The following is a 24,559-nucleotide window of genomic DNA, read 5'->3' as shown; positions in this document are numbered from 1 at the left end:
CACCCGTTCGCACTCACTGCGCTTCCTTGCGCTGCGGCCTCGGATTTCTCCCTTTCCGGTCTGTCCTATCTGGCCTTCCTACGGGCAATCACGGCAAAAGGCACTCAGCGAAGCAGATTCACACAACCAAAGGAGAACACTGTCATGAATCACCAAGCGCAAATTCAAAAACAAAAACCCGGCAAGCATCTAGCAAAGCAGGGGTTGAAAAGCGGAAAAACGAGCATGAAGCAATTAAACAGGAGTGATAACCATGAATAATCTTTTTCAAGCTACCGACCTGATCCATAGCTACAGCCGCGCACAAGCTATTGCCGATGGCGAACTGATTGACGTAACCGACACCGCCAGAGAGGCAGGTTTTACCGTGCCGGTGGCCATGTCACGCGCTGCATGGGCTGATTGTGTTGAATGGAACGATGGAATTGAAGCCCGGAAAGCAGTCACCCAAGATGAAAGCGGGAGGCTTTGGGATGTTCTTTTGATGGCATTTGTTGCTTGTCGTGCGAAGGGCAACGACCAGCGCCGTATTTTCGAGCTTTACCGTGTTCCGCGTGAAGGCCGAGGCAACCGCCCACGTCGCGTTGCGTTAGCTATAACCATTGGCCCAGGCGATGACCCTGCGCCGGTTATCACCATTATGCAGCCCACTGAAGATTAATCCTGGCAGGTGCCCCGCCAGGGGCACCATGTCCGACCAAATCCGGAGAAAATACCATGAACCGCTTTATTCCAGAAAATGCTGAAGCCCGTGAATTCCCCGCTGCTGCCATTGTTGCTTATTGCTACGAGAGCAAGAAAGGCCCGGCGTTTGTTGCGTACAAAGGCCGACAAAGTAAGCCGTGCCGTTTTCTTGCATTTGCTGACGACGAGCGCCGCGAAACCTACCTGGATGAACTTGTTAAGACCGAAACCGAGACGGAGAACTGCAAGCGTGCCCGGTGTGAAACTGCACACGATCTGAGTGTAGGCGATATTCTTTTTTCATCGTGGGGCTACGATCAGACCAACGTTGATTTTTACGAGGTTATCCGGGTGCCTTCGGCTCGTTCCGCTGTTGTTTGTCAGATAAAGCAAACAACAACGGCGAACGTAACCGTACCAAACCCCGGCGAGTTTGTTCCAACTGCCAAGGAATCGACCCGCCGCGCAGCCGGGCGGCACTGCCTGTACGGTGGAAACTTGAGCCTAACCAGCTTGCAGAAATGGGACGGCAAACCCAAGTACGTTTCCGGGTACGCCTAAAGGGGAACGTATTTACATAAAAACATTGAGCATTTGCCCACAAAATACTTTATAAATAAGTATACTTATATATTGACTTATAAGTGTGGTCAAAGGCTCGTAAAGACGACAATCAAGATTATCTGCCATTTGAGGATATACCTAACATTATGAGCCAATACGAATACGAGCAACAAGAAACTCAAACCGAGGTTTACAGCCATGCAGCAGAAGTTGAGATTCAAAAAGAATGGCGCTGGGTAAACCGTTTGCCGGGATATGGCGGCGAGTACACCCAACATATTAATGAAATTTCACAGGACTACCAGCAAGACCTCAATCTTGAAATAGAAGCATGGCGCATCCGCAACGGACAAGAACCTGGTGCAGATGATACGCTGGATATATCCGCACAAGATCAGGCACAAGCGCAATCGTTGCGGGCACAAGCTCATGATTTGCGCATTGAGAGCGTGAACAAGGCCGGGGATATCGCTCGAATGAGCAACAAATCAGCCTGGCACGGACAGGCGAAAAACAGATCCACCTGAGCCGCGACATTAAGCGCGATATTCAACGCTAACCCAAACGAAAGGAGAAAATCATGAACCAGGCACAAATGCAGGAAGCAACCGACCGGCAGCGCAAGGAAGAAGAAAAGGGAGAAGGCGGTTTTGTTTTCGGTTTGCTGTTTTGGGCTTTTGTTCTATCAGCGCTATACAGCTATTTTTTTAAATGAAACGATTGCTTGAGAACAGTACCGAAAAAAAGAATCAGAAATTTACCGACCGCGCAAAGTTGCGCCTGCGTCTGGCGGCTGGTTTGATTGGCGGACAAGGGTGCACGTTAAAACTGGATCGCGCAAATTTCTAACCGGAAATGCTGGAAGTGATCGAGAAGCAAACTCCCGAGCAGCGCGAATACATCAAGGGCCTTGTAGATTGGCTGGAAGATTACGAAAACACCGTAAAAGCAGAGAAACCGAGCATTCAGGCACCCAAAAATAAGGAAGGAAAAGATAAACGATTCACCTCACAACATAAACCATAGGCGAATCGTGGCGAGTAGAGGCAGAAGTCACGCCCGGCCAGCAAGATGTTCGCCAGGCGAACATAAATATAGAAATAGGTGCGTCGTAATGTGTTTGAGTCTGTCGGGTCATCGCCTGGCCCCTCATTTTTTAATGAGTCTACCGACTTCCGCTAAACCACAATAGTCATTTAAAAGGAAACCTGAACATCTATGAACATTGCCCGTTTAGCGGGCCTGCTAGCCATTACAGTGACTTGCATAATCGGCGTAGCCGCAGGCAGGCAAGCCACTGTATGCACCCTGCATTTTTCCACCGGCCAGACGCTTTATAACGTGCCCTTGGCGACGACCCAGGCCGAGCAGGAGCGCGGCCTATCAAAAACCCATAACGTTGATACCGGGATGCTTTTCACCTGGCCACAAGCGGCTACGCGTGTTTTTTGGATGCGGGACACCTGGGTACCACTGCAAGTTGGATTTTTTGACAGTAGCGGAAATCTTTTCCAGATCGAGGACATGGAACCGGAAACAGACACCCGGCATAAATCAGTACGGCCCGCTGTGCTGGCCTTGGAGTTGGCCCAGGGCCAATACACGTTGCTAGGGTTTCGACCCGGCGAAACCCAACTGATAGACAAACAGTGCAGCACACCACCCGGAGGAAATTTCAGTGAGTGAACTTATCGTATTGGATACCCAATACACCGTTAAATATATCAGCCTTGAAAACCTGATCGACACGGCCAGAAAACGCCCTACACAGGCCGTACTAGACGAGTTGCGCAACCGCTGTGCGGAAGAAACCGCAAAACTGACCAGCTTGTATCGGCTGGCCTACGGTGCAGAAGCAGGCCAGGAAATGCACAAAGATATGACCCGTTGCTTTAGCAACGAGGCCAGCGGATAGAACATATTTCAGTACCAGAGAACGCCTCTTTTCAGAGGCGTTTTTTTTTTGCTACGCAGATTGCCGAAGCGCCAGGCAGGCCAAAGCCTGCTTTGTATTTTCAGTTGTAAAAACCAGTCGCGCCGATCTACATCATTTGTCACACCCGGTTAATTAGCCTTTTGGCCCCGCCTTTCAACCGACGCATAGCTACGGGTTCATACCTGTTCAAGGGTAAAGCCTCGCCTGGCCCGTGTCCTCGCTACGCTGCGGGCCGCACCAGCCACGCGGGGCCGCTACGCGCCCTTGCACAGTCCTGATCCCTTCGCTCTTTATGCGTCAAGGCGGCTCCAAAAAACAGATTAACCAACCAAATGAGGTAACTATCATGACCAACGCGACCAATCACAACCAAAAAAACACAAAAGCCAAAAGCAAGGCTCACCAAAAAACAGAGGTGAAAACCGATGTAAAGCAGGTCATTACTGATCGAATCGTGGCACTGATGGAACGAGGCACCGAGGCATGGAAAAAAACCTGGAAATCCGCCGCAACCGCTGGGATGCCTTGCAATGCCAGCACCGGGACACCATATCGGGGCGTCAATATCTTGATTCTTTGGGCACAACGCGAAGAAGCCGGATTTTCATCTAATCGTTGGATGACGTACAAGCAGGCCCAGGCCGTAGGCGCACAGGTTCGTAAGGGTGAAAAATCCGTTACTTGCGTGTACTTCGAGATGCTTAAACGCAAAGAGCCACAGGACGGAGAAGCCGAGTTTTTCCCGATGGCAAAGGCGTTTAGCTTATTCAATCTGGATCAGATCGACAACGTACCGGAGCAGTTACAAGACTACATCGACGACATGACATTGCCCGCTTTTTCGCAAGATGAAATCGCGGAGCAATTCATCGCCGCGTCAGGGGCACAGATCGAACACCACGGCACTCGCGCATTTTATCGGTCCAGCACTGACACCATTGTTTTACCCGAGCGTGAAGCCTTCATTTCGCCCGCGAACTACTACGCTACCGCTTGCCACGAACTGACCCACTGGACAGGCCACAACAGCCGCCTTGACCGTGATTTTTCCAAGTCGCACCGCTTTGGTGATGAACATTACGCCTTTGAAGAACTGGTAGCCGAACTCGGTTCAGCGTTTCTAGCCGGTCATTTCGGGTTCATTGATGCCACGGTAGAGAACCATGCTTCGTACCTGGCCGCATGGATCAAGGTACTTAAAAACGACAAGAGCGCAATTTTCACCGCTGCCAAACACGCCAGCGCCGCCTATGAATTCCTAGCCGACCAGGCCGACCCAGCCACCGAGCAAGGCGAGGAACAAACCCCAGCAATGCAAACCGCTGCCTGATCCCCACCAGGGCGCATAAGGTGCGCCAGTCAGGCATAGACCCCACAACATCAGGCCCGCCAAATTCGCGGGCAGCACCTTGCCCTATTTCCGGCCAAGGTGCGCAAAACACCGGGGATTGCATCCCAGAAATTAGCGGCCCGCTGGGCCGACTGTGCCGGCGGCCGCCGGCAGAACCGAAGCATTTTTAGGCCCGAAGTATCGGGCTACACCGCGATTTTCAGGCGATGCCCAGGCCGAGAAAAACCTGTTTGCCAATTTCCAGCCTTTCAAAATCGTTCTGGCGCGTAGCCCTGCTGTTATGGAACCGCCTTTCTACCGACGCATAGCTACACGGCCATGTCTGTTCAAGGGTAAAGCCCCGCCTGGCCCGTGTCCTCACTGCGTTGCGGGCCGCGCCAGCCAGGCGGGGCCGCTTCGCGCCCTTGCACAGCCCTGTCCGCTTCGCTCTTTATGCGTCAAGACGGCTCCATAACAGCAGAACTACAGAACGATTTACAACGAAAGGAAGGTAATCATGAACTCAACAAACAATCTCGACCAGGCCAGCGCCCAAAACACCGCGGGGGCTTCCCCTGCAACCCAAAAGACTCACCAACCAGCAGATGTGAACAACAACGGCGAATGGCTAGAAGATTCGCGCAGCGGCAGATTTACCCGCGTGACGACCACTCCAGAAGAATCGACATGGCTTTGCAACGAGTGCGGAGAACTAGACGCAGATCCCCACGAAAACGGCTGTCTTGCTTGTGGCGCAGAAGCAGAAATTTACTAATGAACCGGAGACAACAACATGAAACTGATCTTGCAAAACGGCTACCCCTACCCCTCCCCGACAAACCTTACACAAAAAGAGCAGGATGAACTAGCCGAGGCCGCAGCAGGCCACCGGCTGGAATTAGAGGGCGTTTGTTTCTGGCAATGGCTGCACACCATGACCGTGCAATTTAAGACATTTGCAGACTACGAAAAAGCCAAGCAACTGACCGGCTGGGAGCATTGGAGCTATGACGTACTAGAAGCGCCTACATCGAGCGCGGACGGCTACGAGCACCCCGCCATTGTGGCCGCAGGCATGGCCTATTGCGGTTTCATTTTCACCGACGAATAACCCCGATACACGGGGCAGGTTGAACCGCTTGCCCCTTACCTTTTTTTCATTTTGGAGATCCCGCTATGAACAACTACGAAGCCAAACAACAAGCCCGCAAAGACCGTTACCTTGCCAAGTCGCAGGGCCTGGCCCAACAGGCCGATGTCACCTACGACCGCGCCCGCACGATGGCCGAGGTAATCCCTTTTGGTCAGCCTATCTTGATCGGGCACCACAGCGAAACCCGTGACCGCAATTATCGAAACCGGATTCATACCACCTACGGCAAAGCCTTTGAGCAGCAGGACAAGGCCGACCACTACGCGCAGAAAGCGGCCAGCGTAGGCACAGGCGGCATTTCCAGCGACGACCCCGACGCAATCGACAAATTGAAAGAGCAGCTTACCCAGGCCCGCGAGAGCCAGGACATGATGAAAAAGGCCAATGCCGTTATTCGCAAGCACAAGGCCGACCAGGGCGCACAGATAGCCGCTATCGTGGCGCTGGGTGCCCCGTTCACCGAGGCCAGCGCCGCCGAGCTGGTCAAGGGTGATTTTTGCGGGCGTATCGGGTTCCCGTCCTACGCCTTGAGCAACAACAACGCGAACATACGCCGCATCGAACAGCGTATTAAGCAGATCGAGGCCAACCGGCAGCGCAAGCCTGCCCACATCGAGGGCGAAGGCTACGAATATGCCGAGGACGTGGAAGAAAACCGCGCCATGTTTATATTTACCGGCAAGCCGCCCAAGGAAACCCGCGACGTGTTGAAACGTCATGGTTTCCGTTGGAGTCCGAGCCGGGGCGCTTGGGTGCGTCAGTTGACTAATGCCGCCATTTGGGGCGCCAGGGAAGTAATGGCCGTACTGGACGCAGACCACACTGCCTAATCAAACAGCCACCAGGCCTGCGCCGTGGCGCGGCCTGGCCTACTCAGGGAGTCACCGACATGGACAACAACACACTACTACCCGCCGAAACGTGGCAGACGCAAAACCGGGGCACCGACGACCAGGAATATCAAATTTACCTATCGTGCGCCGACGATGGCCAGGGCAACGACTTGACCACTGGCCAGCCGCTGAAAACCTATGGCCAATGGCTTAATTCCTGATGCACCAGGCGCGGCCATGCCGCGCCGCCTTCGACCGGAGAACACAACATGAAAGACGAATACAGTGTCATTTTCAGAAGTAGGGGTCGTTTCAGAAAACGGAATTTAAAGTACGTTAAGCCTGTGCCGAGGCTGGATATTAGATCCAACGCGTGTAGTAGAACTGAGTGACAAAATGTTGCTAGCTGGATTGCCGATAGGATGCAATTAATGTGAGCACCTCGCAATGGAATGCGAGCCAGCATGAATGAATGCAAGCTCATTTGCAGATAATGTGAGCCCATTGGTTATTTCAGTTGCAGTTATTTCGAGCCAAAAACGGTGTCGAATGCAAGCCCGGCTATAGTGGACCCCTCCGTCAAGACAATAATGTATCGAGTTTAAGAGGGTAACCTTCTTCATGCAGCGGAACGGCGCTGCCCCGGTTTTCGGTTTCTTTTTTTGTTTCTACTTCTGTGTGAGATTTTTCTTTCTCACTATATTTGTCCACAATCCTTGCTCCGCCACCACTCGCTGTACGGTATACCTGATCTGGCGTGTCGTAGCCCAGCGATTGGTGCGGTCTTTCTGTGTTGTAAAGCACAAAGTATTCTGTCAGACCTATCAGCAATTCAGGCATCGTGATGTAACCTTTCAGATACACGTCCTCGTGTTTGACGCTGCGCCAGAGCCGTTCCACAAAGATGTTATCCAGTGCCCGGCCACGCCCGTCCATGCTGATGGCGATTTCTTTTTTTAACAGCACGCCAGTAAAAGCTTCGCTGGTGAACTGGCAGCCCTGATCGGTGTTGAATATCTCGGGCGTTCCATATGTCTGCAATGCCTGCCCCAGGCAGTCCACACAGAACCCGCTATCCAGCGTATTCGATAACCGCCACGACAGCACTTTACGCGAGTACCAGTCGATCACGGCCACCAAGTACACGAACCCGCGTGCCAAGCGGATGTATGTGATGTCCGTACTCCATACCTGATTGGGGCGGATCACATTCACGCCTCTGAGCAGGTACGGATAAACTTTGTGCTGCGGGTGCGGGCGGCTGGTATTCGGCCCCGGCGCCATGCCGGCAAGGCCCAGTATGCCCATCAACCTCTGTACGCGCTTGCGGTTGATCTTGTAACCTAAACCACGCAGATAATGCTTGATCTTGCGGCTGCCGTAAAACGGATGACGTGTGTATTCGGCGTCAATCAGTCCCAGCAGTGCCAATTCCTGCTCGTCCGGTTTTGCGGCCATGTGCGGCGCATAGACCGTGGAGCGGTTAACTCCCGCCAGTTCGCATTGCCGGGTCAGCGCCAGTGGTTCGATGGCGCTGACCCATTGCTTGCGGTTTTCTACTGGCTGATCCCGGACTTTTTTTTGAGCCAGTCCAGTTCCATCTTCAACCGCCCGATCTCGGAATACAGGCGCTCCGGGCTAGCTGACGGGTCGGCAGGCTTTGGGCCGCGCTTGGAATCAAACAGGCTGGATGCCTGCTCTTGCAGCTCCTTCTTCCACATACCAACCTGTGTCGGATGAACCCCAAACTCCTGGCCAATTTCGTTAACCGTCTTGATGCCACGGACCGCTTCAAGTGCTACCTTGGCCTTGAACTCGCCACTAAAATTCTTGCGCTTCGTTCCACTCATCTCCCGCTCCTTTTACAGCAGGTTACCATCTTAATTTGCTGTCCAAAAATTGGGGTCCACTATAGACAAACATTCATTACAGACCTATATAATTAACAGAATGTCATTTTGAGCTATACCCTATCTTGATGTCAGGATCGTTTTGTATAAACGTCAGAATAAAGTATAAAACTGTATTAATTGACACAACTGGCCAAAGGTAATAGATTCCAATCTGACACATTGTACTTTTGGAGGTAATTTGTCAGGTAAGCGCATTGGTTACGTTCGAGTCAGCAGCTTTGACCAAAATCCGGAACGACAACTGGAAGGTATTCAGGTAGATCGTGTATTTACTGATAAGGCATCGGGTAAAGATACCCAGCGACCACAACTTGATATGTTGCTAGATTTTGTACGTGAAGACGATACAGTCGTCGTCCATAGTATGGATCGTCTGGCACGTAACCTGGATAATTTGCGCAAGCTGGTACAAGATCTTACCGGGCGAGGTATCCAGGTTGAGTTTGTCAAAGAACGATTGATCTTTACTGGTGAGGATTCACCGATGGCCAACCTGATGTTGTCGGTGATGGGGTCTTTTGCGGAGTTTGAACGTGCCCTGATCCGCGAGCGGCAGCGGGAAGGCATTACACTTGCCAAACAACGTGGAGTCTACCGGGGACGCAAGAGGTCACTGAATAGTGAGCAGGTTACAGAATTAAAGCGAAGAGTTATGGCAGGGGAACAAAAAACGTTAATTGCCCGCAACTTTGGTATCAGTCGTGAAACATTATACCAATATCTGAAAACAGTAGATTGAAAAGCCACGCCACATTGATTGTACGTCTGAATCGCGTTGAATGCAGGTTATTCATCTATATTTTGAATATGTACTGACATAACCTGCATAGCTTTTATCTGCTGTCTAGGCCAGCCCCAAAAGTTATTGATCTTTTTCCTCCACCTCAAGAAACATAATCAGAGTATCGTCTATAGTATGGATTTTTGAACAAAATATCTTATATATTACGTTAGTCACCATAAGGGGATATGGCGAATTATTGGGTAGTTGGTGCTAGTTGGAGTGGAGCGGATCATCAAGATCAACGCTTCGTCAAAGAGGGCATCTGGATGCACGGCTGGGAAGAAGGGCATCAACCCAAACGGTCTGAGGAGATCAAGGAGGGAGATAGCATTGCCATCAAACGTATGAAAGGCAGAGGTCAAACGGGCATACGAATCATGCATCTTGGAATTGTCCGGGGCGTCATTCTAGATACCAATCGGGTTATCTGTACTGTTGACTGGGTCGCTACTAACCTAAACAGAGACATCAGCATGACCCCTGGATACAAGAAGTGTTCTGTTTGTGAAAAGAGCAAGGATATCGTTGCGAGGCGGATCTTCTAAAACCCACTCGAGATTAACAATCTAACATGGATGTTCTGTCATTCGCAGTTATTTCTGGCTGAAAAAAACGCTAAATGCTGGTTGGGTCAGTTTTAAATGCAGGTTATTACAAATAAATACTGCCATGTCCACACTCTCACTTTGGTGCACACGAGTATCAAGCATAGTCAAGATTGGTGCAGATGGCTCCTGATATCGGGCTATCAAGAGTCATCTGCACAACAGCCGTTACGCCCAATCAACTGGTGCAATCGTTTTCTGAAAATGACATCGGTGCAATGTGTCACGTAATCGGATGTATATGTGACAGGTGCAACATGCTGATTGGCTACATGCGAGTGTCGAAGGTGGACGGTTCCCAGGCAACGGATTTGCAGCGCGACGCGCTGTCCGCTGTCCGTATTGATTGGGCGCATCTCTACGAAGATCAGGCATCCGGTAAACGCGAGGACCGTCCTGGCCATTGCTGGCTCGCAATTGAGTTTGGGGGCGAATGGCTCATAACTCAGCCCCTTGTTCAAAAATAGTAACGTAAATGATGGGAGACGGAATTGGTTGACTTCAAGAAACGACTGGCAGGGAAGAAAGCGGAGCGTCCGACCGATCCAGTCAAACTCTATGACACTCTGGATCGTGCCCATGACAAGGGGCCATTGCGCCCGGCTCAGTTGGCCGTTCTGCAGAACTGGTTTTCCAGCCATCGCGAAGACCGGGACGTGATCGTCAAACTGCACACTGGTCAAGGGAAGACGTTGATCGGATTGCTCATGTTGCAGGCACAGTTAAACAGTGGGAAAGGACCTGCACTCTATTTGTGCCCAGACAATTTCTTGATTGCTCAAACGATCGAGCAGGCCAAGCAGTTCGGCATTGCTACCTGTCAGGCTGATCCTGAATTGCCAGATGACTTTGTGAACGGCGACAGGATTCTGATCACCTCGGTGCAAAAACTATTCAACGGACTGACGAAATTCGGCTTGAACCGAAAATCGATCCGGGTTGGCACGCTGCTGATGGACGACGCACATGCTTGTGCCGATACGATCCGTGAGGCATGCCGGATCCGCATTCCCAAAGAGGATCCCGCGTACGACGCTTTGAAGGCACTGTTTGCCGACGATCTGGAACAGCAGGGTCTGGGCACATTCGCGGACATCAATAACGACAAACGTGATGCCTTGCTTCCAGTGCCGTATTGGGCGTGGATCGAACGGGAAGCCGAAGTTGCCAAAACTCTGTCCGGCGGCACCGAACGCAAATCGATCAAGTTCGCATGGCCGCTTCTAAAGAACATTCTTGGGCATTGCCAGTGCGTGGTATCTGGCGTAGCGATTGAAATTGAGCCCCACATTCCACCGCTGACTGCCTTCGGCAGCTATGCGGATGCGTCACATCGCATCTTCATGTCGGCGACGGTAACTGATGATGCTTTCCTCATCAAGGGCTTGCAGCTCAAGCCCGAGACCATCATTCACCCGTTGACCTATTCGAAGGAAAGCTGGTCGGGTGAAAAGATGGTGCTGCTTCCGTCGCTAATCCACGAGGAATTGGGCCGTGAGCGTATCGTCAAAGGTTATGCCGTACCGAATCCAAAGCGTCGGCATGGCATTGTTACGCTTGTGACCGCGTTCGCGAGGGTTAAAGACTGGGAGTTCTACGGCGCGGTTGTAGCAGATAAAGAGTCGGTGGGCGATGTTATCAATAACCTTCGCAAGGGCGATTTTGAAAAGGCGGTAGTCTTGGTCAATCGCTACGACGGCATTGATCTGCCCGACGACACCTGCCGTATGTTGATCTTCGATGGTAAGCCATATTCCGAGAGCCTGATCGACATGTATGAGGAAGCATGCCGTCCGGATAGTGTGACCACATTGATGCGCACCGTACGCACAGTGGAGCAAGGAATGGGGCGTAGCGTACGCGGCGAGAAGGATTATTCGGTGGTCATCATCGTCGGCTCTGACATTACGCGGTTGGTTCGAGATCGGGAGTCCCGAAAATTCCTCTCCTCTCAGATGTCGCGGCAAATTGAGATTGGCCTTGAGATTGCGGAGATGGCGAAACAAGATATCGAGGTAGGCGAAACGCCTGCCAACGCTTTCACTGGCCTGGTTCGCCAGTGCCTTCAGCGTGACGAGGATTGGAAAGCGTTCTACGTCGAGCAGATGGCTAAGGTTAAACCATCGAGGGCCAATGAGCGCGTTCTTCGCGCGTATGCAGCAGAACTCGCGGCTGAGCAGGCATACCGTGATGGAGACTACGCTACTGCGGCCGAATCCCTTCAAAAGCTCTTGGACAAGATGCTGGTTGATGGGCAAGACAAAGGTTGGTATTTGCAGGAGATGGCGCGCTATCAGTACCGTGCCAATCGTCCTGAATCTCAGAGGCTTCAGATCGCTGCACACAAAGACAATCGGCTGCTGTTAAAGCCATCCGACGGTGTGACCGTTGCTAAGTTGACCATGGTCAGCCAAGGGCGGATCGAACGAATCACAGCTTGGATCAGCAGGTTTGAGAGCTATGAACAACTCGACATCGCGCTGTCTGACATCTTGGGGCGTTTGGTATTTGGCACTAAGGCAGACAAGTTTGAACAGGCACTGGATGAGATCAGCCGGGCCATCGGGTTTGCCGGGGAGCGACCGGATAAGGAATGGAAGGAGGGACCGGACAACCTGTGGGCGTTGGACGACATGCAGTACATTCTCTGGGAATGTAAAAGTGAAGTTGACGTCAATCGCTCCGAAATCAACAAGCGCGAAGCTGAGCAGATGAATCGCTCAAGCGCCTGGTTCGACAAATACTATGCTGGCATGAAGGTCAAGCGCATCATTGTTCACCCCGCCAACACAGTAGCCAGCGCAGCATCGTTCACTCACGAAGTGGAGGCGATGCGGGAAACTGAACTTAGGCGATTTATCAAGCGGTTGCGAGAGTTTTTCAAGTCCTTCGAGGCATTCAATTTCAAGGATATCTCGGCGACCCAGATTCAGAAGCTCGTGGACGCTCATGGCTTGTCGGTGTCATCGCTGCTGACGCAATCGACGAAAAAGCTAAAAGATATCAAATAGCCGCACAGGTGAACCTAGTCTCCGCACAACATTTTCAGTGACTTCTGTGTGCAGACTTACAGTGCAATCGTCTTCTGATATTTCGTGCAGTCGCCTCCTGAAAACGACAATTAATTTTTATGACAAATTCCGCAATCGAGAATCGAATGAACATTGATACTGAAGTAGAGGGCCTTGGCAAAGATGAAGATGGATCTTTGGGTGATTACCCAATTGATACATTATTAATTAGGAATGAGACACGTACTGTTCATGATGTACTTCGTCGTATTAAAGCGGGAGCCTTTATTATGGACCCTGACTTTCAACGTGATTTTATATGGGGGGATGATAAGCAGAGCAAACTAATCGAATCTGTACTAATGCGGATTCCATTACCTGTGTTCTATTTAGGAGAAGATGACCAAGGCAAAATGATTGTTGTCGATGGACTACAAAGACTATCGACTTTTAATAGATTTGTGAATAACGAACTTAAATTAAAGCTTCCTAATCAACTTGAACTTAATAATAAATATTTTGAGGATCTATCTCCTAAACTTAAAAATCGTTTAGAAGACTGTAACTTAATACTTTATATCATTGATGCGAAAGTACCAGAACGGGCTAGGTTGGATATATTCGAACGAGTCAATGGCGGGATGCCTTTGACTCGACAACAAATGCGGAATTGTCTGTACAACGGAAAAGCGACGAAATTTCTTAAAGATGAATCCTCAACAGATATCTTCAAGCAAGCAACAGGAGGTAGTCTTAAAACTCAAACCATGCGTGACAGAGAGTTCGTTAATAGGTTTTGTGCCTTTAGATTATTACCTTTTGAAAACTATAAAGATGGCATGGACGAATGGCTAGCAATAGCATTAAAAGAAATGAATTCTTTTGATGACGCTTCATTAATTGATCTCTCTAATGAGTTCCAGAATTCTTTACAAAACAATCACATACTGTTTGGTGATCATGCTTTCCGAAAACATGAACCGGGACAGGACAGAAGAGGTGTTTTAAATGCTTCTCTATGGGACGTTATGGTTACTGGTTTAGCTCCATATTCTCAAAATCAAGTTGATAATCACGCAGAAAAACTTAAATCCCGTTTTTATTCTTTAATTAGAGAGAATAAATTCGTGGACTCAATCACTTATGGTCCAAACAGTCCCGATCGAGTCAAATATCGATTCGAAGAGACCCGCAAAATGTTCATGGAGGTATTTGGTGCTCACTCGTCTTGATCTTCAATACTTTAAATGTTTTGAATTACTTCGCTTACCTCTACGACACCTCACGCTTCTGACTGGGACTAACGCATCAGGCAAATCATCTGTATTGCAAGCATTAGTTTTACTACATCAAACCATGCGAGAACACGAGTGGTCTGAACGATTGATGTTAAACGGCAAATCTATGAAGTTAGGCACTGTATTGGATGTTGTAGATAAAGTTCATGGTAGGAAAAGTTTTGAAATTTCGATTGTCGACAGTGAAAAAACGTACTCCTGGGAATTCACTGGAGATCGCGCCGAACTTTCTATGAAAGTTCAGCGTGTAATTGTCGATCAGGAAGTAAATGAGCGACCAGAAGCATTACGCTATTTACTGCCACCCACAATCGATACCTCATTCGCTAATCGCCTTAAAAACCTTACCTATATAACCGCAGAACGTATTGGACCTCGCGAAGTATATACGCTTGAGGATCGTCAGATCGCATCTGTTGTAGGTCCTGCAGGCGAACACGCGGTCAGTGTATTGCACTGGGGACGTGATGAACCGGTTTTAGATGAGCTGGTTATTCCTGATGTAATAAATAAAAGACTTTACCAAGTCGAAGCATGGATGCGAAAGTTCTTTCCTGGATGTGGGTTAGAAGTACAGCAAGTTCCAAAGGTAAATGCCGTTACGTTGGGATTGCGTACTTCCGATGCGACAGATTTCCATCGACCCATTAATGTTGGTTTTGGTCTTACCCAAGTTTTACCTATCGTGATTGCTGCTTTATCTGCCGCCAAAGAAGACATACTGATGATTGAAAACCCGGAAGTACATCTTCATCCAGCCGGACAGGCATTAATAGGATGGTTTTTAGCCGAAGTTGCTCGCGCAGGGGTGCAGGTTATAGTTGAAACGCACAGTGACCATGTGCTTAATGGTATTCGTCGATCCATGAAAGCTTGTCGAATTCAGCCAGAACAGGTTGTCGTTCATTTTTTCAGACCATCTTCTGCTGAAATGGCTCAGGTAGTTAGTCCTCAAATGGATTCAAACGGAAATATTGATTCATGGCCTGATGGATTCTTTGATCAGTTTGATAAAGACATGAATTTCTTTGCTGGGTGGGATTAATGCATCTAATGCTAAATGACATGTCCCTGCATGGACAATTTCAAAGCATTACTGACTTTCAGAATGCTATTCGTTCCATAATGAGTATACGAAAAAAAATCAAGGATTTTGGATGTGAATTATATTGCCATCGTAACGTTACACAGGCAAAGATTACATATCAGATGACTATGCAACAAGCCATTCAGAAATTTGACTCAAATGAACGTCGGTCAATAATGGGATGGCTGACTCAGCATGGACCCTTTTGGGAGGACGAACTTCACCATGCTTCCGATGATTATTTGGAATACCAGGATCAAATAGTCACAGATAAGACTTTAGGTGAGGCTGCTTATCGTTGTTTTAACGGCAGCAAATCTCAGTTAGTTAGTTTACATCCATCTGATTGGATATTTACGCCAATCAACGTTATTTTTCACAAAGACCCCAAAGATAATGGTACTAGGATTGATGTTACCAACCATTGGGAAATCAATACAATTGAAGCTGCTTTACGCGACTTATCTCCACCGATTCAATCATGGGAAAAATTGGCGTCCGTTATGCGGGATCGTTGTACCAATTTAATTTTTTTTTCTAATAGTTTTGAACCATTGAAAGGTCATCCTTTCATTAATAGTGCAGCAAAACGAATTATTGAATTGCTGGAAACTTTGGATAAATTCAAAACTTGTTTTGATGCACACGAGCAAAGGACTGCTGAAGGGCAGCGCATTTATCAAGAGCATTTCACTGGAAATAAGGCTTGGTTTACAGACTCATCAAATAGTGAAAAAAATAAATTTAAAGTTGATTTGACCTTTAAGAATCCTAATGCGGATACAGAAACTTTGTTCTGTCCATGGCATGGAAAAATAAAAACTCATCAGCTTCGTATTCATTTTTCTTGGCCAATAAGTGTAACTGAGCCGTTATATGTGGTTTATATTGGTCCGAAGATCACTAAACAATAGTTTAGTGTAGCGGCTCGCGTTTCAAAATGACTGTGCTCGCATTCGACACCGTTTTTGGCTCACAGTAGTTGCAAATGACGGGGCATTCATCCTCATATTATCTGCAAATGAGCTTGCATTCAATAAGCAATTCCGCTGGGAAAGATCGTCGGGTTCTTACTTTGATTGCCTTCCTTTGTGCGGTTGCTCTGCTCCCTGCGCGCCATGTGGACAACGCACAGCGTTGACACACAAGGCGCACAGGCTATTCGCAATATATAAATTGCTTAGGATTTCTCCTGGATTTGCCACCACCACCCCTTAAGACGTGAAATCACACCCCCCCGACCGGGCAGGCTACACCATTAGTAATACGGACGGACTTTGAACTTTAGGGGCTGCCACTAACATGGGGTAGATCCAACAGTTGTGTCACCAGCCGCCACTTCCCTGAATTTTCTTTAACATTCATGGGTTTATGAATCTATGATTTGTCACATAGCAGCGGCAACAATTACAACCTGCTTTTACTAACAAGCCAGAATCACGAGAAAGAAAATTAAAACCTGTTTAAGTCGATCACGATCTTGCCATGCTCCGGTTTTACAGCTTTATCTACCACCACAATGTCACCGTCATCAATTCCAGCCATTGTCATGGAGTGGCCTTTTATTCGCATCAGAAACGTTGCTTCCGGATGCTTGATCAGCTCATCAGACAGATCGATGCGTTTGAGTAAAAAATCATCTGCCGGGCTTGGAAAGCCAGCACGTACTCCAGAATAAAGCGGAATATAAACAGGTTCACCGACCTGTACAGGAACAGGTTGGCTATATTTCAGTACCAACATAGGCAAGTTCGTTTTCTGGCGAGTTAAACTGTTCTTTATTCTAATTCTTTTTACAGAAAGGTACGACCATGTGCAGTCACTACGAATCTGTACGAGAACCTGAACGCCTGTTGCGCTATTTTGGTACGCAACTTCCCCTGGATATTCGCTTTGATGTCTGGCCGACGTACACCAGTACCTTCATCATCCATCCGGGTGAATCCGAATCAAGAGACGAAGCTATTCCTGATTTTCTAGCATTACCTGGCCAATTCGGCTTAATTCCACACTGGGCTAAAGATACAGAATTCGGTCGCAGAACATTCAACGCCCGGTCAGAGACCGTTGCCGAGAAACCTAGCTTCAGAGATGCCTGGCATAAAGGTCAACGCTGTATTATTCCTGCTGAAGCAATTTATGAACCTGATTGGCGTAGCGGCAAATCCATTCCCACTCGTATCATCAGAAAAGATGGAGAACCAATGGGGATAGCAGGGCTATGGTCTACCTGGGGAAAAGGGAGACTGTATTCCTTTACCATGCTGACCATTAACGCAGACGATCATCCAGTCATGAACCAGTTTCACAAACCCGGTGCTGAAAAGCGCATGGTAGTGATTCTGCCAAAAGCATCCTACAAAGACTGGTTGACGTCATTCAACCATGACGCCACGACGTATTTACGTCAATATCCAACCGACAGGTTGACCACCCACCCATAACTTTCTGGTGTACGCCTTTCCTTGAATTCAGTACTGCGTATGGGTGCTGAATCCACTACTTCCTGAACAGAATATTAACCCTTCCAGCGGCTCTCCATCGCAGAAATAGGCCGGTTATACCGCTTTCCTCGGCTTCAAGAACGTCCCCTATTTATTCGTTATATCCCTGTATTTATCGGACTTTAGCATGTAAACGGCCCACGTTTCACGCCATCTCCATCAGTCTCCATTTAATAAGGCAGGGATATGACCACTCCATTACAAGCGGTGTTGGCTCACATTCGTGAGTTAACTCCGACAGTACGCGACCAGGGCACCAGTTTTGAAAAACTGATGATCCAATATTTTTCCACGGAAGCGTTTTATAGATCTTTCTACGATGAAGTGTTGTTCTACGCGGATTGGGTTACACGCTACGGTGCACAAGCAGGTATTGAAAGAAGAATTGATACTGGCATTGATCTGATAGCGATCACCAAAGATGGCAATTTTCACGCGATCCAGTGCAAGAACTATGCACCGGACTACTGCATCAAGAAATCAGATATCGACAGTTTCTTTACTGCATCGGGCAAAACCTGTTTCAGCAATCGCATTATTGTTACCACCACGGATAACTGGTCAGACAATGCGCGAGATTCACTGGAATTCCAGAATCCCCCGGTATCCGTAATTGGCCGACTGAATCTGGAAAACAGTGTTATCGACTGGTCACGGTACCATGAAGATGCCAGTCCCGTACTCAAGCCTCAAAAGCAACTACGGGATCACCAGAATATAGCCTTAAATCGCGTTGTAGAAGGTTTGCACCGTGCTGATCGTGGCAAGATGATCATGGCCTGTGGCACCGGTAAAACCTTTACTTCTCTCAAAATTGCCGAAGAGATGGCTGGTGCGGGAAAACGGGTGCTGTTTCTTGTGCCCAGCCTTGCTCTGCTATCACAGGCTCTGACTGAGTGGACTCAGGAATCTACAATTCCCCTGAAGAGTTTTTCGGTATGCTCCGACAGCGATATTGGCAAGAAACACAACAAGGACGACGATCGGATCATCACCGGTATCAGTGAGCTGCAATATCCTGCTACCACTGACGCTGCCTCTTTGCGCAAGCAGATGGTTGCGTACCATTCAGTTGACGCCATGACGGTCGTGTTCTCCACCTATCACTCCATTGGCGTCATCCATGAAGCACAACGGGCAGAAGGGCAAGCCCTGCCTGCCTTTGATCTGATTATCTGTGATGAAGCGCACCGTACCACCGGTGCCACGTTTGACGGAGAAGAAGAATCCCCCTTCGTCAGAATCCATGACAACCGTTACATCCAGGGGAATAAACGGCTGTATATGACAGCCACCCCGCGTATTTACGGTGATGCCGCCAAGCAGACTGAGAACGTTACCTTATGCTCGATGGATGACGAAGCACTGTACGGTAAAGAACTCTACATCGTCACCTTTTCTGAAGCGGTCTCACGTAAGTTGCTGGTGGATTACAAAGTAATTGTGCTGGCTATCGAAGAAAGCCACATCAATCGCCGCTTGCAGGGCCTGTTAAGCAATCAGGGTAATTCGTTAAAAGTGGATGATGCGGCCAAGATCGTGGGTTGCTGGAAAGCGCTATCCAAGCAAGGACTGTTTGCAGGCAATGAGCTACTTGCTCGGCCCATGAAAAGTGCGGTGGCCTTTTGCCAGATTATTGAACAGGAATACAGAGGCAACAAACACAAAGTCAGCTCGAAGCTGATTTCAGAAATGTTTGGTGCAGTGGTGAGCCAGTACCAGAAAGCAGAAAAGAAAGCCTTGCAGGAACAAGATCCTAATGCCGTGCTGGATCCTGCCCTGTCCATGAAGTGTGAAGCGCAGCACGTAGATGGCAGCATGAACGCCAATGAAAAGGAAAGCCGTCTGGAATGGCTGAAGGCAGAAACAGATGACAACACCTGCCGCATTCTCTCCAACGTGCGCTGCCTGTCCGAAGGGGTAGATGTGCCTTCGCTGGATGCGGTGTTGTTTCTGACACCCCGCTCTTCTCAAATAGATGTTGTGCAATCAGTTGGCCGTGTCATGCGCCTAGCACCTGGGAAACAACTGGGCTACGTAATCTTGCCAGTTGTCATTCCTGCTGGGGTAGAACCGGCAGAAGCCCTGAACAACAACGAAACCTACAGAGTAGTCTGGCAAGTGTTAAACGCACTCAGAGCGCATGACGATCGCTTTGATGCCATGATCAATAAGCTGGAATTCAATGGCAGCATGCCCACCAAAATGGAAGTGGTGGCAGTAGCTGACAACGTTATACCAAGGGCAAGGGCAAGAAAGCAGGATAAAACACAGCGTGCTGCCAGAAAAGCCAGGATTGGTTCAGCAATTGGTACACCTGCCTCAATACCTCAGATTCAAGGCGAATTTATTTTCGAGGTGGGTGAAATTGAACGCGCGCTCTATGCCAAAATCGTCAAAAAATGTGGCAATCGGCATCATTGGGAAGACTGGGCCAATGATATTGCCAGAATTGCCAACACCCACATTGATCGCATCAAGGCCATTCTGGAGGACACCTCCCACACCACGGAAATTGCTGCCTTTCAAGCCTTTGCCAAAGAGCTGCGCGATGATCTCAATAACAGTATCAGCGATGAAGAAATCATCGAAATGCTGGCACAGCATCTGATCACTCAGCCGGTATTTGATGCCCTGTTTGAACAATACAGTTTTGCTCGACACAATCCCATGTCACAGGCGATGCAGCAGGTGCTAAATCAGTTACAGGAACACCACCTGGACAAAGAGCGGGATACGCTGGAAGATTTTTATGAATCCGTCAAAATGCGTGCCAGGGATGTAAATAGTGCTGAAGGCAAGCAGCGCATCGTAGTGGAGTTGTACGATAAATTTTTCCGCAATGCTTTTCCCAGAATGACCGAACGGCTGGGAATCGTCTACACGCCGGTAGAGGTAGTGGATTTTATCCTCCATTCGGTTGAACACGTGCTGAAAACAGAATTCAACTCCAGCATGGCTGATGAAAATGTTCATATTCTGGATCCGTTTACAGGGACGGGAACGTTCATTACCCGCCTTCTGCAAAGCGGGATCATTCCAGAAGAAAAATTACCCTACAAATACCAGCACGAGATCCACGCCAATGAAATTGTACTGCTGGCCTACTACATTGCTGCCATCAATATTGAAGCCACCTATCACGGCATGCTGGTCGGCAACCTCCACGGCGAGCAGGATGATGCGCTGACTACTGAAAAGCCGGCTATTGTATATCAGCCATTTAAAGGCATCTGCTTAACCGACACCTTTCAGATGGCAGTCCAGATGGCAGAAAAAGAAGATCAACTCGATAAACCATTGGAAAAAAACAGCCACCGTAGAAAACGGCAGCAAAATCTGAATATCCGTGTGATTCTAGGCAATCCACCTTATTCAGCAGGACAGAAAAGTGAAAATGATGGAAACAAAAATATAGCTTATCCAGAGCTCGATAAACGTATAGCTGAGACTTATGCTATTCAATCCACGGCAACGCTTCAAAAGAACCTATACGATAGTTATATCCGCGCTATTTGCTGGTCGTCTAATCGCATAGATAACCGTGGGGTGATTGGCTTTGTCACCAATGCCAGTTTTATTGATAGCAATTCTATGGATGGCTTGCGTAAATGTCTGGTGGAAGAATTCAGTAATTTGTATATTTTCCATTTACGTGGCAATCAACGCACATCCGGCGAACGATCACGTAAAGAAGGTGGAAAAATCTTCGGTTCTGGTAGCCGTGCTCCGATTGCCATTTCCATCCTGGTTAAAAATCCCGAGGCCAAGGTGCGAGGCAATATCTACTTTCACGATATAGGTGACTACCTGACCCGTGAACAGAAGCTGGAAGTTATTACAGGTTTCGAGAGTATCAACGGTATTACTAAACAGAAGTGCTGGCAACAGATCGTACCAGATCAATTTGGTGACTGGTTGAATCAACGTGATCCGAACTTTGATACTTACATCGGTTTGGGAGATAAGACAGATAAAACATCCGCAGTAGTATTTGAGAATTATTCTCTTGGTGTTGCGACGAATCGTGATGCTTGGGTTTACAATTACTCTTTGAAATCAATTGATAAAAACATGAATAGAATGATTGATTTTTATAACAAACAATTGAAATCTGTTGAGGATGTTATAGTCAATACCGACAATTTTGATCAGTTAGTTAGTGCGGATTCCTTAAAGATAAGTTGGACTGACCTACTCAAAAAAGACTTATTCAATAAAAAAACACATGCTTATGACTCTTCTTTTTTAAGAGTTGGGAAATATCGTCCATTTACTAAAGCCAATCTGTATTTTGATAAAAGCTTTAATCAACGTCAGTATCAAATGCCTCAAATCTTCCCCACCAAAGACAACGAAAACCTGGTGATTTCCGTCACTGGAAGAGGGGCAACCAAAGAATTTTCTGTTCTGATAACAAATGTCATCCCTGATCTTGAGATGATTTCAAAAGGTCAGTGTTTTCCGCTTTACCTCTACGAAAAAACACCAAAGAATACCAGTCTGTTCGGGCAGGCAGAAGAATCAGAATACCAGCGCCGTGATGCCATCACTGATGCAGGATTGACACATTTCCAGTCCACTTATCCGCAGGCCAGTATCAGCAAGGAAGATATTTTTTATTACATTTATGGTTCGCTGCACAGTGAAGACTACCGCGAACGCTATGCCGACAACCTCAGCAAGCAATTGCCACGTATCCCCCGTGTAAAAACCCATGAAGACTTTGCCGCTTTTGCACAGGCTGGCCGTGAGCTGGCACACTTGCACCTGAACTATGAAACCATTCCTCTGTACACAGGTGTACGCCTTTCTGGGAGCCTGAAATACTTAAAGGTGACTGAGCAAAAGATTCCTGGTGGAGAAGATACAGATTTTTACGTTACCAACATGAAATTTGGCAAGAAGAAAGAGCCTGAAACAGGCAGGAATGTTGATGACAAAACCACTGTTATCTACAACACAGGCATTATCATTGAAAATATCCCGGAAGAAGCTTATGACTATGTGGTCAACGGCAAACCTGCACTTGAATGGGTGATGGAGCGTCAGGGTGTTAAAACTGATAAGGCCAGCGGGATTACGAATGATGCCAACGACTGGGCAATAGAAACGATGGACAACGCCAGATATCCGCTTGAACTCTTTCTGCGTGTTATTACTGTCAGCCTTGAAACCCAGGCGATTGTTAACAAGCTGCCGAAGTTGACTACTCAAGCTGTCGCCGATCAATCTTCCCTGTTACAGGAGAAGCGTTTCGCAACAGGTCGCTGACTCTCTTTTATGTAAACCCCGGTGATAAAATTCCTCGTTTAATTTATTGTTTCTGATGTTGTTTTTCATCTCAGTTACGGTGCAATTGAATTATCTCCAATGAACAACCTGAACCCAGGCTCATCAAGAGAACCTTCAGCAAGGGACAATACAGCCTGTGTTGAATCTTCCTCACTGGCGGTAAACCTGTAGCCATTGAGTTCGAGGAATAGCACACCAATTACAAATCCTGTCCGTTTGTTCCCATCCACAAAAGGATGATTTTGCAGAATCCCACCTGTGTAAGTAGCGGCCAAGAGGAAAATATCAGGTTGCTGATCGTAGGCAAAAAAATTGAGTGGTCTTGCAAGTGCTGATTTCAGAAGATTCCTATCGCGAATGCCCGATGCACCACCATGCAGAGAAATTAAGCGCTCATGGATGGCAAGTGCATCCTGCTCAGTTATCCAGACAGGTGCTGTCACTTCGCCAATGCACGCAGTGTATTACGGTATCGGTTACATATATCTTCTACCTTTGCCATTTTTTCACCAAATGAAGGATCGTATGGCGTAATAAGATACCTTCCATCAGATGCCTCGGTTAAGAATAATCGCTGCCCATCCCCGGTACGTAAGTGATTAACCACTTCTTTTGGCAAAACAACACCAAGAGAATTACCAAATTTTCTGACTTTCAATTCAATCATGTCACCCCTAAAGTTATAACTAATGTAATAACATATAATAACAAAAATTAATTTCAGTTTGAAAAATTCAAAAATCTTGATGAACTTTACAAGCCTTAAAAAGATTTTCTATGGGTGGTTGTTATCTGCCTTGTTTCTGCCGCAGGTAGCAATACCAAGCGAAGTACAAAGTCTGATTACGAGTGAAATAGAGCAGGGCACCATAACGATCATTGGTGAAGATCATAAACGGCCAGAATCTATCCAGCTTTTCAAAACCATTATTGATAAATATCTGCAACAGAGAAAATGTCTGATTGTTGCTCTCGAAATAGCCAGCAGCCAGCAAACGATTCTTGACCAGGTATTTGAGGGAAAAGCAAATGTATCCAGTGTCGCTATCCCGCCAATGATTGATCATCCAGCCTATCGGGTAATGATTCATGATCTGGCCGAAATGAAAAGAAGTGGTAAATGCCTGAAATTGCTTGCTATAGATGCTGATTTAAAAACAAGCAGTCCACGTGATGAGTGGATGGCAATGGTTCTTGAAAACCAGACAGAAGGGACGCCTATATTGGCGTTGTTGGGTAATCTTCATACCCTCAGACGTGTTGACTGGAGTCGTGAAGATCCATCTCCTTTTGTTGCTGAAGTTCTTGTAGAACGAAAACGTAAAGTTAAAACCTATCCGCAGGTCTGGACAGATAAAAACTGTCATGCCGACAAACGCCTAATATCTTTTGTATCAGAAGAGGCAACAAAACTGATCAATGATAGTTTAATTTCACTGCTAAATGCCTATGATTATGAGACTGTGAAGGGCGTAGTTGATAACGTAATTTTGTGGGAATGTAACCAAAAATTTTGAATTGGGAGTTTTACCTTATTCGTGCTTTCGGTTCCTTTTTTTGGG

At 47.8% G+C, this 24,559-nt stretch carries 26 protein-coding genes and 1 pseudogene; 23 read left to right on the top strand and 4 right to left on the bottom strand.

The features are described from left to right. Positions 1 to 253: 253 nt before the first annotated feature. The 13 genes from ACZ5EJ_RS12145 (at position 254) to ACZ5EJ_RS12085 (ending at position 6,721) form a co-directional block, all read left to right on the top strand. Positions 254 to 661 (top strand): DUF6573 family protein, encoded by a 408-nt coding sequence (locus ACZ5EJ_RS12145; RefSeq protein ID WP_464557918.1) that lies wholly within the window; start codon positions 254 to 256, stop codon positions 659 to 661. A gap of 56 nt (positions 662 to 717) precedes the next feature. Next, a complete protein-coding gene (locus ACZ5EJ_RS12140) occupies positions 718 to 1,245 on the top strand; it encodes a hypothetical protein (protein WP_464557917.1) in 528 nt (175 codons plus the stop codon). Positions 1,246 to 1,394: 149 nt separating this feature from the next. Further along, a complete protein-coding gene (locus ACZ5EJ_RS12135; RefSeq protein WP_464557915.1) occupies positions 1,395 to 1,775 on the top strand; it encodes a hypothetical protein in 381 nt (126 codons plus the stop codon). 53 nt (positions 1,776 to 1,828) lie between these two features. After that, entirely contained in the window at positions 1,829 to 1,963 is a 135-nt protein-coding gene (locus ACZ5EJ_RS12130) for a hypothetical protein (protein WP_464557913.1), read from the top strand. After that, positions 1,960 to 2,097 (top strand): hypothetical protein, encoded by a 138-nt coding sequence (locus tag ACZ5EJ_RS12125; RefSeq protein WP_464557911.1) that lies wholly within the window; start codon positions 1,960 to 1,962, stop codon positions 2,095 to 2,097. The genes ACZ5EJ_RS12130 and ACZ5EJ_RS12125 overlap by 4 nt, the downstream gene beginning before the upstream one ends. 6 nt (positions 2,098 to 2,103) lie before the next feature. Next, positions 2,104 to 2,274: a hypothetical protein gene (locus ACZ5EJ_RS12120; RefSeq protein ID WP_464557909.1), complete on the top strand. Its 171-nt coding sequence runs from the start codon at positions 2,104 to 2,106 to the stop codon at positions 2,272 to 2,274. A 192-nt stretch (positions 2,275 to 2,466) separates the two neighbouring features. Next, positions 2,467 to 2,934, top strand: coding sequence for a DUF192 domain-containing protein (locus ACZ5EJ_RS12115; protein ID WP_464557907.1), 468 nt, complete (start codon positions 2,467 to 2,469; stop codon positions 2,932 to 2,934). Continuing rightward, a complete protein-coding gene (locus ACZ5EJ_RS12110; RefSeq protein ID WP_464557905.1) occupies positions 2,927 to 3,163 on the top strand; it encodes a hypothetical protein in 237 nt (78 codons plus the stop codon). The genes ACZ5EJ_RS12115 and ACZ5EJ_RS12110 overlap by 8 nt, the downstream gene beginning before the upstream one ends. 367 nt (positions 3,164 to 3,530) lie before the next feature. Next, entirely contained in the window at positions 3,531 to 4,514 is a 984-nt protein-coding gene (locus tag ACZ5EJ_RS12105; RefSeq protein WP_464557903.1) for an ArdC family protein, read from the top strand. Positions 4,515 to 5,031: 517 nt separating this feature from the next. Beyond that, positions 5,032 to 5,289, top strand: coding sequence for a hypothetical protein (locus tag ACZ5EJ_RS12100; protein ID WP_464557901.1), 258 nt, complete (start codon positions 5,032 to 5,034; stop codon positions 5,287 to 5,289). 18 nt (positions 5,290 to 5,307) lie between these two features. After that, the gene (locus ACZ5EJ_RS12095) at positions 5,308 to 5,625 is read left to right on the top strand and encodes a hypothetical protein (protein ID WP_464557899.1); all 318 of its coding nucleotides are present in this window, start codon (positions 5,308 to 5,310) and stop codon (positions 5,623 to 5,625) included. 65 nt (positions 5,626 to 5,690) lie between these two features. Then, positions 5,691 to 6,497: a DUF3560 domain-containing protein gene (locus tag ACZ5EJ_RS12090; protein ID WP_464557897.1), complete on the top strand. Its 807-nt coding sequence runs from the start codon at positions 5,691 to 5,693 to the stop codon at positions 6,495 to 6,497. 59 nt (positions 6,498 to 6,556) lie between these two features. After that, complete coding sequence (locus ACZ5EJ_RS12085) at positions 6,557 to 6,721, top strand: hypothetical protein (protein ID WP_464557895.1); 165 nt, start codon at positions 6,557 to 6,559, stop codon at positions 6,719 to 6,721. A 358-nt stretch (positions 6,722 to 7,079) separates the two neighbouring features. Here ACZ5EJ_RS12085 and ACZ5EJ_RS12080 read toward each other — a convergent pair. Continuing rightward, positions 7,080 to 8,350 (bottom strand): IS3 family transposase gene (locus ACZ5EJ_RS12080; RefSeq protein ID WP_464557893.1). Its coding sequence is split into 2 segments (ribosomal slippage): positions 7,080 to 8,068 and positions 8,068 to 8,350, totalling 1,272 coding nucleotides; the frame shifts between segments, so codons are not numbered across the junction. A 241-nt stretch (positions 8,351 to 8,591) separates the two neighbouring features. On the opposite strand from ACZ5EJ_RS12080, the gene ACZ5EJ_RS12075 reads away from it, so the two are divergent. From ACZ5EJ_RS12075 to ACZ5EJ_RS12045, 7 genes and pseudogenes are all read left to right on the top strand, one after another. Beyond that, entirely contained in the window at positions 8,592 to 9,152 is a 561-nt protein-coding gene (locus ACZ5EJ_RS12075; protein WP_464557891.1) for a recombinase family protein, read from the top strand. Between the two features lie 230 nt (positions 9,153 to 9,382). Next, entirely contained in the window at positions 9,383 to 9,742 is a 360-nt protein-coding gene (locus ACZ5EJ_RS12070) for a hypothetical protein (protein ID WP_464557889.1), read from the top strand. A gap of 317 nt (positions 9,743 to 10,059) precedes the next feature. Beyond that, positions 10,060 to 10,203: pseudogene (locus ACZ5EJ_RS12065) on the top strand (recombinase family protein); the annotation flags it as partial. Positions 10,204 to 10,293: 90 nt separating this feature from the next. Continuing rightward, positions 10,294 to 12,813, top strand: coding sequence for a DEAD/DEAH box helicase family protein (locus tag ACZ5EJ_RS12060; protein ID WP_464557887.1), 2,520 nt, complete (start codon positions 10,294 to 10,296; stop codon positions 12,811 to 12,813). Positions 12,814 to 12,959: 146 nt separating this feature from the next. Beyond that, positions 12,960 to 14,045 carry a DUF262 domain-containing protein gene (locus ACZ5EJ_RS12055; RefSeq protein ID WP_464557885.1) on the top strand — a complete coding sequence of 362 codons (1,086 nt, stop codon included), beginning with the start codon at positions 12,960 to 12,962 and terminating at the stop codon, positions 14,043 to 14,045. After that, positions 14,029 to 15,156, top strand: a complete 1,128-nt coding sequence (locus ACZ5EJ_RS12050) for a DUF3696 domain-containing protein (RefSeq protein WP_464557883.1) — start codon at positions 14,029 to 14,031, stop codon at positions 15,154 to 15,156. Before ACZ5EJ_RS12055 ends, ACZ5EJ_RS12050 begins: the two co-directional genes overlap by 17 nt. A 170-nt stretch (positions 15,157 to 15,326) precedes the next feature. After that, positions 15,327 to 16,112, top strand: a complete 786-nt coding sequence (locus tag ACZ5EJ_RS12045; protein WP_464557881.1) for a hypothetical protein — start codon at positions 15,327 to 15,329, stop codon at positions 16,110 to 16,112. 538 nt (positions 16,113 to 16,650) lie between these two features. Here the strand turns inward: ACZ5EJ_RS12045 and ACZ5EJ_RS12040 are convergent. Continuing rightward, positions 16,651 to 16,941 (bottom strand): LexA family protein, encoded by a 291-nt coding sequence (locus ACZ5EJ_RS12040; RefSeq protein ID WP_464557879.1) that lies wholly within the window; start codon positions 16,939 to 16,941, stop codon positions 16,651 to 16,653. Positions 16,942 to 17,009: 68 nt separating this feature from the next. On the opposite strand from ACZ5EJ_RS12040, the gene ACZ5EJ_RS12035 reads away from it, so the two are divergent. Together ACZ5EJ_RS12035 and ACZ5EJ_RS12030 are read left to right on the top strand one after the other, a co-directional pair. Continuing rightward, positions 17,010 to 17,642: an SOS response-associated peptidase gene (locus tag ACZ5EJ_RS12035; RefSeq protein ID WP_464557877.1), complete on the top strand. Its 633-nt coding sequence runs from the start codon at positions 17,010 to 17,012 to the stop codon at positions 17,640 to 17,642. 246 nt (positions 17,643 to 17,888) lie between these two features. Further along, a complete protein-coding gene (locus tag ACZ5EJ_RS12030; RefSeq protein WP_464557875.1) occupies positions 17,889 to 22,976 on the top strand; it encodes a DEAD/DEAH box helicase in 5,088 nt (1,695 codons plus the stop codon). A gap of 74 nt (positions 22,977 to 23,050) precedes the next feature. Here the strand turns inward: ACZ5EJ_RS12030 and ACZ5EJ_RS12025 are convergent, their stop codons facing one another. Together ACZ5EJ_RS12025 and ACZ5EJ_RS12020 are read right to left on the bottom strand one after the other, a co-directional pair. Continuing rightward, complete coding sequence (locus tag ACZ5EJ_RS12025) at positions 23,051 to 23,440, bottom strand: type II toxin-antitoxin system death-on-curing family toxin (RefSeq protein ID WP_464557873.1); 390 nt, start codon at positions 23,438 to 23,440, stop codon at positions 23,051 to 23,053. Further along, positions 23,437 to 23,664, bottom strand: a complete 228-nt coding sequence (locus tag ACZ5EJ_RS12020) for an AbrB/MazE/SpoVT family DNA-binding domain-containing protein (RefSeq protein ID WP_011630643.1) — start codon at positions 23,662 to 23,664, stop codon at positions 23,437 to 23,439. The genes ACZ5EJ_RS12025 and ACZ5EJ_RS12020 overlap by 4 nt, the downstream gene beginning before the upstream one ends. Positions 23,665 to 23,722: 58 nt before the next feature. On the opposite strand from ACZ5EJ_RS12020, the gene ACZ5EJ_RS12015 reads away from it, so the two are divergent. Continuing rightward, on the top strand, positions 23,723 to 24,514 hold the full coding sequence (locus ACZ5EJ_RS12015; RefSeq protein WP_464557871.1) for a hypothetical protein: 792 nt from the start codon (positions 23,723 to 23,725) through the stop codon (positions 24,512 to 24,514). The last annotated feature ends 45 nt before the right edge of the window (positions 24,515 to 24,559 follow it).

This window comes from Nitrosomonas sp. TNE100, from assembly GCF_055387135.1.
The sequence above is the reverse complement of the archived record's forward strand: the minus strand, read 5'-3'. Positions and strand labels throughout refer to the sequence as shown.

What these genes read in the sequence shown, in the direction of transcription:
- ACZ5EJ_RS12145 (WP_464557918.1), top strand. Translation starts at nt 254, where the DNA reads ATGAATAATCTTTTTCAAGCTACCGACCTGATCCATAGCTACAGCCGC.
- ACZ5EJ_RS12140 (WP_464557917.1), top strand. Translation starts at nt 718, where the DNA reads ATGAACCGCTTTATTCCAGAAAATGCTGAAGCCCGTGAATTCCCCGCT.
- ACZ5EJ_RS12135 (WP_464557915.1), top strand. Translation starts at nt 1,395, where the DNA reads ATGAGCCAATACGAATACGAGCAACAAGAAACTCAAACCGAGGTTTAC.
- ACZ5EJ_RS12130 (WP_464557913.1), top strand. Translation starts at nt 1,829, where the DNA reads ATGAACCAGGCACAAATGCAGGAAGCAACCGACCGGCAGCGCAAGGAA.
- ACZ5EJ_RS12125 (WP_464557911.1), top strand. Translation starts at nt 1,960, where the DNA reads ATGAAACGATTGCTTGAGAACAGTACCGAAAAAAAGAATCAGAAATTT.
- ACZ5EJ_RS12120 (WP_464557909.1), top strand. Translation starts at nt 2,104, where the DNA reads ATGCTGGAAGTGATCGAGAAGCAAACTCCCGAGCAGCGCGAATACATC.
- ACZ5EJ_RS12115 (WP_464557907.1), top strand. Translation starts at nt 2,467, where the DNA reads ATGAACATTGCCCGTTTAGCGGGCCTGCTAGCCATTACAGTGACTTGC.
- ACZ5EJ_RS12105 (WP_464557903.1), top strand. Translation starts at nt 3,531, where the DNA reads ATGACCAACGCGACCAATCACAACCAAAAAAACACAAAAGCCAAAAGC.
- ACZ5EJ_RS12100 (WP_464557901.1), top strand. Translation starts at nt 5,032, where the DNA reads ATGAACTCAACAAACAATCTCGACCAGGCCAGCGCCCAAAACACCGCG.
- ACZ5EJ_RS12095 (WP_464557899.1), top strand. Translation starts at nt 5,308, where the DNA reads ATGAAACTGATCTTGCAAAACGGCTACCCCTACCCCTCCCCGACAAAC.
- ACZ5EJ_RS12090 (WP_464557897.1), top strand. Translation starts at nt 5,691, where the DNA reads ATGAACAACTACGAAGCCAAACAACAAGCCCGCAAAGACCGTTACCTT.
- ACZ5EJ_RS12085 (WP_464557895.1), top strand. Translation starts at nt 6,557, where the DNA reads ATGGACAACAACACACTACTACCCGCCGAAACGTGGCAGACGCAAAAC.
- ACZ5EJ_RS12070 (WP_464557889.1), top strand. Translation starts at nt 9,383, where the DNA reads ATGGCGAATTATTGGGTAGTTGGTGCTAGTTGGAGTGGAGCGGATCAT.
- ACZ5EJ_RS12055 (WP_464557885.1), top strand. Translation starts at nt 12,960, where the DNA reads ATGAACATTGATACTGAAGTAGAGGGCCTTGGCAAAGATGAAGATGGA.
- ACZ5EJ_RS12045 (WP_464557881.1), top strand. Translation starts at nt 15,327, where the DNA reads ATGCAACAAGCCATTCAGAAATTTGACTCAAATGAACGTCGGTCAATA.
- ACZ5EJ_RS12040 (WP_464557879.1), bottom strand. Translation starts at nt 16,941, where the DNA reads ATGTTGGTACTGAAATATAGCCAACCTGTTCCTGTACAGGTCGGTGAA.
- ACZ5EJ_RS12035 (WP_464557877.1), top strand. Translation starts at nt 17,010, where the DNA reads ATGTGCAGTCACTACGAATCTGTACGAGAACCTGAACGCCTGTTGCGC.
- ACZ5EJ_RS12030 (WP_464557875.1), top strand. Translation starts at nt 17,889, where the DNA reads ATGACCACTCCATTACAAGCGGTGTTGGCTCACATTCGTGAGTTAACT.
- ACZ5EJ_RS12020 (WP_011630643.1), bottom strand. Translation starts at nt 23,664, where the DNA reads ATGATTGAATTGAAAGTCAGAAAATTTGGTAATTCTCTTGGTGTTGTT.